Here is an 8,431-nt window from a genome sequence, read left to right as displayed (position 1 = left end):
AATGACAAGAGATTGGCTGCACTTAGAGAGTATGCTCAAACGGCTTGAATTCTAAATCCGAAACTTGAGTAAACTAATAAAATCAGCCAATGCAAAAGAAAGTATTGTTCGCCATCGGCTTGGCGGGATTAGGGGGAATGGTTTCTCCCGCTACTGCCCAAGCTCAAGACAACGTGACTGTTGTGGTTAATGATGGTAAGGTAAAAAGTAACAGCATTAGCGGTGTAGTCTATTCTGCTGATGACAACGAACCGCTCATTGGTGCTCAGGTGAGAATCGTGGGCGCAAATGTAGTTACTATCACAGACGTAAACGGTAGATTCAGTTTCAAGTCAGTAGAACTGAAGAAACAGAAACTACAGGTGTCGTACATCGGTATGGAGACCCAGACTGTGACAGCAGGTCATGAGATGAAGGTCGTGTTGAAGCGCGACTCCAAGACTCTTAGCGATGTTGTGGTCAACGGCTACTTCACACGTAAGAAGCAGACCTTCACCGGTGCTGCCAAGACTGTTACAAGCGACGAGATTATGAAGGTTGCGCCTAATAACATCTTGCAGACACTTGCCACCCTCGACCCGTCATTGAATATTGCACAGAACAATGCTGCGGGTTCAAACCCTAACGCAGTGCCCGACCTCGTAATACGTAGCACCACATCGCTTTCTACAAGCAATGAGGTGGGACTCAACGCACCGCTTATCGTGATTGACGGTGTGGAGCAGAGCCTTCAGGCACTCTACGACATGGACATCAACGACATTGAGCGTGTAGACATTCTTAAGGACGCTTCGGCTACAGCACTTTACGGTGAGAACGCTGCCAACGGCGTTATCGTAATCGAGCGCAAGCGCGTGAGCCAGTCGCCCGTACGCATACGCTATACTGTAACTCCTCAGTTAAGTTTTGCCGACCTGAGCAGCTACGACTATTGTAATGCAGCACAGAAGTTGGAGCTTGAGAAGCGTGCCGGACTCTACAAGAGCGAGACTGGCAAGCTCGACGAGAGCTATTTTGAGAAACTCGCTTTGGTGACAAGCGGCATCGACACCGATTGGAAGTCGAAGCCTGTGCGCAACAGTTTCTCGCACAACCACTCACTTTCTATTTCAGGACGCGGTTCGGGTCTTGACTACAACGTCAACGCCAACTATCAGAACACTCAGGGTGTGATGAAGGACGACGGCCGTACACGCTATGGCATGAACGTATATCTTTCGTATACAGCCATAAACAACCTCGTCATCACGCTCCGTGCCTCGCACGACCAGCTCAACACCAACTCGTCTAAGTACGGCTCATTCTCAAGCTACTTGGAGTGCAACCCCTACGATTCGCCCTACGACCAGTATGGCAACCTGCGCTCAGAGCTGTCGTACGAGATGAACAACCCTCTGTATGAGGCATCGTTGAGCAGCTTCGACAAGTCGCAGTCGCGCACACAGCAGGTTTCGCTCGACGTGCGCTACAACATCAAGCCAAACTTCTTCATTACAGCCCAGGGATCGTACAATACAAGCCGTGGCACAAGCGACGTGTTCCGCTCGCCCGACTCGCACGACTTCAAGAACGTGACCAACATTTCGCAGAAGGGCAAGTACACACTCGGCAACACCGGTTCCGACCAGTGGGCTGCCAAGCTCGTGGGCAACTATATCCACAACTTCGACAATGACGGCACCATGCTCACCCTCAACCTTGGTGGTGAGATAAAGCGCTCGAAGTCGACATCAAGCACACTCGTTGCTACAGGCTTCCTGAGCGACGAGCAGAACGACATTGCATACGCCACAACTTATCCTGACGGCGGCAAACCGTCGGGAAGCGAGGACCTCTCGGCAAGCTTGGGTGGATTTCTTGCAGCCAACTTCATGTGGAAGAACCGCTATGTGCTCGACGGCTCTTACCGTGTTTCGGGTTCGTCAAAGTTCGGTAGCGACCACCGCTATGCTCCGTTCTGGTCGGTAGGTGCCGGATGGAACATTCATAATGAAGAGTTCGCTAAGAAGCTTGGCTGGATTAACACATTGCGTCTGCGTGGCAGCTACGGCTACACAGGTAGCGTGAAGTTCAGCTCATATCAGGCCGTGACCACATACAAGTACAACAGCGACTATCTGTCGTACACCGGAGTGGGCGCAATACCTATGGGTATGGCCAACCCCGACCTTAAATGGCAGACTACCAAGAAGCTCAACGTCGGCATCACATCTTCATTGTTCGGCGACCGTCTGAACGTCAACTTCGACGTGTACAACGAGAAGACCACCGACATGCTCATCGACCGTTCGCTTCCGCCATCATCAGGAACAACAAGCGTGAAGGCTAACCTCGGTTCGCAGACCAGCAACGGTATCGAGTTCTCATTGTGGGGCAAGATTATCAAGACAAGAGACTTGGAGTGGAGCCTCTCGGTAAACGGCCTGCACTCGAAGACCACCATCAACAACATCTCTGACGCCATGAAGCGTATGAACGAGCAGAACGCATCAGGATTTACCTCTTCAGACGGTTCTACCAACATTGCTTCGTCGTCGCCACTGTTCCAGTATCGTGAGGGCGAGTCGCCGTCGGCAATCTATGCTGTGCGCTCGGCAGGTATCGACCCCGCTACCGGCAACGAGATATTCATCAAGAAGGACGGTAGCTACACCTACAAGTACGACTCGAAGGACCAGGTGTCGTGTGGCGATACCAACCCAACATTGCAGGGTAGCATCTCGTCAATGTTGCAGTACAAGAACTTCTCGCTCACAGCAAGCTTCTCATATCGTTTCGGTGGCGAGATGTACAACTCTACACGTGCCCTGAAGGTTGAGAATGTCAACCCACGCAAGAACTGCGACGTGCGTGCATTCACCGACCGCTGGACCAACGTGGGCGACGTGAAGCCATACATCGACATTGCTAAGGCAACTGGCAACACAAGCGTATATACCGATCGTTTCGTAGAGAAGGACGACGAGCTGTGGCTCTCAAGCCTCTACTTGCAGTACAACGTCCCGATGACATTCCTCAAGAAGCTGCACATCCAGAAGATGTATCTGGGCATCGGCACCGAGGATCTCTTCCGCATCACATCCGCCAAGTACGAGCGTGGTACATCTTACCCATTCAGCCGCAGCATCAACATGTCGGCAAGTCTGACATTCTAAGCCGCTGGCAATAGGGATACTATATAAATATATTGCAACAATAAAACATATATTATAATGTATAAGACACATTTCAACAAACATATAGCACGACTGGCGTTTGCCCTCCTTCTGGGCACCACCGCTCTTACATCGTGCAACGACTTCCTGGATGTTCGTCCGAAAGGCGAGAATCTTGAAGCCGACCAGTTTAAGACTCCTGCCGGATTTGAGGCTGCCATATATGGAGTGTACGGCACCATGCAGTCGGGCTCGCTCTACGGCATGGATCTCTATTGGGGACTTACCGACGTGATGGCGCAAGACTTGGCTAACAGCAACGACGCATTAGGCTCGGACGCCCTCGCCAAGTATCAGTATAACGACGACGACTATCTGCGCAACCGTCTGGCAAGCATCTGGGCTACAGCCTATCAGACCATCGGCTACGCCAACAACGTGCTGAAGAATCTTCAGGAGAAGCAGAAAGCCGATTTCCCGCTCTACAATCTCTACAAGGGTGAGATGCTGGCTGTGCGTGCCTATTTGCACTTCGACCTGCTGCGCCTGTTCTGCTCAACCGACCCTACGAAGCGTGGCATTCCTTACACCACTACCTATGAGGCTAAGATAAATGAGTTTAAGAAGGTGGGCGAGGTGTACAGCCTTATCATCAAGGACCTCCAGGAGGCTGAGCAGCTGCTCGCTGAGGAGAAGGATGCAATCGTCTATCCGCGCAACAACGGCCAGTACTTCAAGTTCCAGAACTTCCGCGAGACCCACTGCAACTATTACGCAGTGCTCGGCATGCTTGCCAAGGTATACTGGATGCAGGGCGACATGGACAATGCTGCCAAGTATGCACAGATGGTCATCGACAGCAAGAAGTTCCCGTTGGTAGAGCCTAACGAGGTGCAGAATGTCTTCGCCGGCAAACTGTCCGACTGCGAGACACTGTGGGGACTCTACTCTACAAGCTATCTGCAGACCGTGAAGAGCTATCTGTACACCTTCCAGTCGTTCCACTCGTTCAATCCCTACACCGACGAGTCGGGCGTAAGCCATCCGATGCCTTACGACAAGGTTTATGCCCAGGACATCGATGCCACATCGCAGGACTTCCGTCTGCAGTGGTTCAAGAAGGGCAACCAGACTGTCAACCTCTACAAGACCGTCGACATTTATACACTCGACGAGCGTGAGATGGCACCTAAAGACTGGAAGGATCGCATCGACGGCATCAACATCCTGCACGTGTCGGAGCTGTATCTCATAGCTGCCGAGGCTCTGCTCGACAAGAATTATGACAAGGCGCTCGAATACTTCCAGGCTGAGACTTCGTCGAGAGGACTGCCCGCACTGCGTGCCGGTAAGACTCTGACCAAGGAGATGATATTCAACGAGTATCACAAGGAGATGTTCGGCGAGGGACAGGTATGGTACAACATGAAGCGTCTGAACCGCGACATCCAGTCGAACGTAGAGTTGCGCACCATTCCGGCAAGCGAGAATATATACGTGCTGCCTATCCCGGTAGACGAATTTAACTATAGAAACTAAAGTTATAATAGGAGACAATAAAAATGAAAAACAAGATATTTGCACTTGCTCTTGCTGCCACTGCAGTGGTGGCTGTGAGTTGCGAGGAGGACTATAAGCTGTATGATACGGGTCAGATAGACTCGGTATCGTTCAACTACACCAACAGCAACTACTCTGCCGACTCGGTAATAACCTACAACTTCGGCTATGACATTGCACAGGAGCACGAGATAGCCATACCTGTGACGCTTATGGGTGTGCCCAAGAGCGAAGCCCGCAAGATTGACATCAAGGTGGTGGCCGATTCTACCGACATGGTAGAAGGCGTGAACTTTACCATCGCCCGTGCCGAGATAGCAGCCAACGCTACAAAGGACACCGTGAAGATTATGCTTCTGCGCGGTCACGACGATGAGATTCAGACCAAGGAGAAGAAGCTGCGCATTGAGATTGGCATGAACGACCAGCTTCGTCCTACAGGTCAGAAGACATTCACCGTGCGCTATTCCGACTTCCGCATTACAGAACGTCCCGACTGGTGGTCTACCTATACGGGTCTGCCAAAATACTCGTTTGAGAACGCACAGCTCTTCTTCAAGTATTTCTATGAGCTTATGCCCAAGGCCAACAAGGACGTGTACAACGAGCTTATTACGGCTTACGGCGAATACTTTGTCAAGGCCAAGGCCATGCAGGGTCCGTTTGCCATGTACGAATCTATCCTGACCAAGTATGTGCTCATACCTATGTACAACGACCACAAGGACGACATAGAGTGGCAGAAGACGCCTTCTGTAAACTGATGAGGTGAAACAATAAAAAAGCGAACAAAATGAAAAGAAAAAACATATTTACAGCAATAGCCCTCGCGTTGAGCCTGTCGCTTGGTATGGTGTCGTGTATCAGCGATGACAGTACGGAGGCTACAAGAGAACTGCCCACGCTGACTATACAGAACGCAAACGGTAGCGAAATGCCCGAATACAACTTGTATCTTGGCAATGATTGTGTCATCGACCCACAGGTGTCGTACTCGGGCGACGCTTCAAATCTGCAGTACAAGTGGCAGGTGGGCACATACATCAATGGCGCAAAGGGCAAGCTCGAAGAGGTGAGCACCGAGCCTACGCTCAACTATCAGTTCACATCGGGTGGCACATACTACGTTCATCTGGCTGTTACCGACGGACAGGTGGGCAAGGTGATAGAGTATAAGGTCAATGTGAACCGTACCTTCGAGAAGGGTTATCTCATCACATCGACCGATGCCGACGGCAAGGGCAATCTGAGCTTCGTCAAGACACTCACTTCTGAGGAGGTGGCAGCCGGACAGAAAGAGATTGTGATTGAACACTGTCTGAACAAGATGAATCCCGACGTGTCGGAAGACCATCTGGTGAATGCCGTGCTTGCAAGCATTACATGGCCTAAGTCGCTTACACGTGTAATGGTGTCGACCGACGACCACTGCTATGTCATCGACCCGAACAACTTTACCGTAATCACCGCTATCAACTACGGTGAGACATCGTCGACTTTCCGCGCTTCGTCGTTCCTGCCCGACTCGTACGCACCTTACGCCTACGACAAGACCACCGGCGAGTTTGTGCATGTCAATGTGCAGTACATGTTCTCGTACAGCAAGGACACCTTCAAGGGACTAAGAGCTGACGCTTTCATCCCATCGAAGATGAGCATGTGGGGATCGGTTTCTACCAACACCTACTTGGTTGACTACAATACCAACGTAGCCAAGGCTCAGAACATGAACACCGGCGAATTTGATGCTGTGGGCAATCTGCCTGAAGGTCAGGAGCTGCTTACCGTGTTCTGCAACTACGGCTACGATGCCAACTACAATCTGCCGGTATACACCTTCTCGAAGGACAAGTCGACAGGCGAAGTATACATCTGGGAGTTTATTGCAGGCAACTCATGGGCTGGTACTACCGATAAGTTCCAGTCGCAGAAGATAGAAGCCGATGCCAACACTGCTGTTCCTGCCAAGGGTACTCCGTTTGTAGTGTCGTTCAATCAGAAGCGCTATTTCTATGCGCTCGGCAACCGCATCTACGTCTATCTGCCCGACGTAGCAACAAAGTCATTGCCTCAGAAGGATCAGTATGCCATCGACTTCGGCAGCAACGAGGAGGTGACATTCGTCGATCTGAATGCTACCAACGACCAGCTCCTCGTCGGTACTTACGACAAGAGCACCAAGCGTGGCAACTTCTACATCTACAACTGTAAGGACGTGCGCACCGACAACAGTGCCAATGTCAAGCCGGTTGAGGTACACAAGGGTTGCGCCGGACGCATCTCGTCTATCATCTTCAAACCGAGTGTTCAGTAATGCTGAATGCTTAACAATAAAAATACAAATATGACGTTAAGAACAATATTGACTGCTGCATTCATGACGCTTGCTTCGGCTGGCATGATGGCGCAGTCGGTCAAGATAGCAGGCACGCTACGTGGCAGTGTGCCTGCCGACTTGAAACTCTACGTGATGCCCGTAGGAGTGTCGTCGTTGCAGCCCAACTCTGTATCGGTAAACGGACAGAAGATTCTTGCCAATACACCAGTCTCGCCATATAATATATATAAGGTGGTGGCTGTGGCAAACCGTCGTCAGAACATTGTGCCGGTACATCTGACCGTAAAGAAGGATGCAGCCAATCTGTCGATGACTATCGATGCCGAGGGCAACATCGACTTCAACAAGGCCGATGCCGACACCAAGGCTCTCGTAGCGTTTAACGATGTCAGTGTGGCTCGCAGCAAGCAGCTGTGGATGGAGGGCAAGACAATGCAGGCTGAGGCTCTGAAGAGTCTGGTGCTTGGTTATCCTGCCATTGCCGACAGCTTGATACGGGTTTGTCGTCCGTCGGCGGTTACAACCCAGTATCTGCGCCTGTGGGCTTCGACCTTCAGCTTTGAGAATATGGAGAACCTGCGCTTTGCTACAGGACGTATGCCGCAGGACGTGGGCGTAGACATCGCTGCTGAGGCTAAGCGTATAGCTCCGGCTGTAGATTGCCCAATGTCATCGGCATTCGATTCGTCTCCGCGTGTGGTGCTTGCGTCGCTGCCGCAAGGCAGTCTCGACGAGCGCATATCGGCTGTAGAGAATTCGGTGAAGGACGCATTGCTCAAACTGCGCATTGAGGATGTGTTGCTCAACAAGTACATCACTACATTCCGCTATGCCGTAAACTATGACGAGGGACTCAGCGAGCTTACATTGCTCACCGAGCGCTATGGTCTCGACAAGAAGTATCTCAGCGAGTTCAAGAAGCGTAAGGCTACAGTGTCGGGCAATATGTTCCCTGCCGATGTGGTGCTGAACGACCTCAACGGCAACAAGGTGGACTTCGCAAAGTTCCGTGGCAAGTATGTCTACATTGACATGTGGGCATCGTGGTGTGTGCCTTGCATCAAGGAGATACCTCACCTGAAAGCTATTGAGAAGGACTTGCAGAACGAGGACGTAGTGTTCCTCTCAATCTCTATCGACTCTAATGTTGAGGCATGGAAGAAGAAGGTGGCACAGCTCGGACTTGAGGGCAACCTGCTTATCGACGCTAAGGGCACGCTCGCTCAGTCGCTCAACGTAAACGGCATCCCGTTCTTCCTCATCTACGACCGTGAGGGCCGTATGTACAAGTACAACGCTCCGCGCCCAAGCGATGCACGACTGAAGCCGCTACTTGAGGGGTTGAAGTAAAAAAACAATAAGCCCCACAATGCCCCAC

The 8,431-nt window shown here is 51.4% G+C and carries 5 protein-coding genes; all 5 read left to right on the top strand.

Translation table 11 applies throughout. The features are described from left to right. Nucleotides 1–89: 89 nt before the first annotated feature. The 5 genes from I6E49_RS13585 to I6E49_RS13565 are packed head-to-tail and all read left to right on the top strand — an operon-like array spanning nucleotide 90 to nucleotide 8,403. Nucleotides 90–3,155 carry a SusC/RagA family TonB-linked outer membrane protein gene (locus I6E49_RS13585; RefSeq protein ID WP_235402992.1) on the top strand — a complete coding sequence of 1,022 codons (3,066 nt, stop codon included), beginning with the start codon at nucleotides 90–92 and terminating at the stop codon, nucleotides 3,153–3,155. A 57-nt stretch (nucleotides 3,156–3,212) separates the two neighbouring features. Next, the gene (locus I6E49_RS13580; RefSeq protein WP_235402991.1) at nucleotides 3,213–4,694 is read left to right on the top strand and encodes a RagB/SusD family nutrient uptake outer membrane protein; all 1,482 of its coding nucleotides are present in this window, start codon (nucleotides 3,213–3,215) and stop codon (nucleotides 4,692–4,694) included. Nucleotides 4,695–4,717: 23 nt separating this feature from the next. Continuing rightward, on the top strand, nucleotides 4,718–5,479 hold the full coding sequence (locus I6E49_RS13575) for a DUF4843 domain-containing protein (RefSeq protein ID WP_235402990.1): 762 nt from the start codon (nucleotides 4,718–4,720) through the stop codon (nucleotides 5,477–5,479). 29 nt (nucleotides 5,480–5,508) lie between these two features. Then, nucleotides 5,509–7,029 (top strand): PKD domain-containing protein, encoded by a 1,521-nt coding sequence (locus I6E49_RS13570; protein WP_235402989.1) that lies wholly within the window; start codon nucleotides 5,509–5,511, stop codon nucleotides 7,027–7,029. Between the two features lie 30 nt (nucleotides 7,030–7,059). After that, nucleotides 7,060–8,403, top strand: coding sequence for a TlpA family protein disulfide reductase (locus I6E49_RS13565; RefSeq protein ID WP_235402988.1), 1,344 nt, complete (start codon nucleotides 7,060–7,062; stop codon nucleotides 8,401–8,403). The last annotated feature ends 28 nt before the right edge of the window (nucleotides 8,404–8,431 follow it).

This window comes from Leyella stercorea (genome assembly GCF_021531655.1).
The sequence above is the reverse complement of the archived record's forward strand: the minus strand, read 5'-3'. Positions and strand labels throughout refer to the sequence as shown.

Bases quoted from the DNA above. Each gene is read 5' to 3' on its own strand.
- I6E49_RS13585 (WP_235402992.1), top strand. From the start codon at position 90: ATGCAAAAGAAAGTATTGTTCGCCATCGGCTTGGCGGGATTAGGGGGA.
- I6E49_RS13580 (WP_235402991.1), top strand. From the start codon at position 3,213: ATGTATAAGACACATTTCAACAAACATATAGCACGACTGGCGTTTGCC.
- I6E49_RS13575 (WP_235402990.1), top strand. From the start codon at position 4,718: ATGAAAAACAAGATATTTGCACTTGCTCTTGCTGCCACTGCAGTGGTG.
- I6E49_RS13570 (WP_235402989.1), top strand. From the start codon at position 5,509: ATGAAAAGAAAAAACATATTTACAGCAATAGCCCTCGCGTTGAGCCTG.
- I6E49_RS13565 (WP_235402988.1), top strand. From the start codon at position 7,060: ATGACGTTAAGAACAATATTGACTGCTGCATTCATGACGCTTGCTTCG.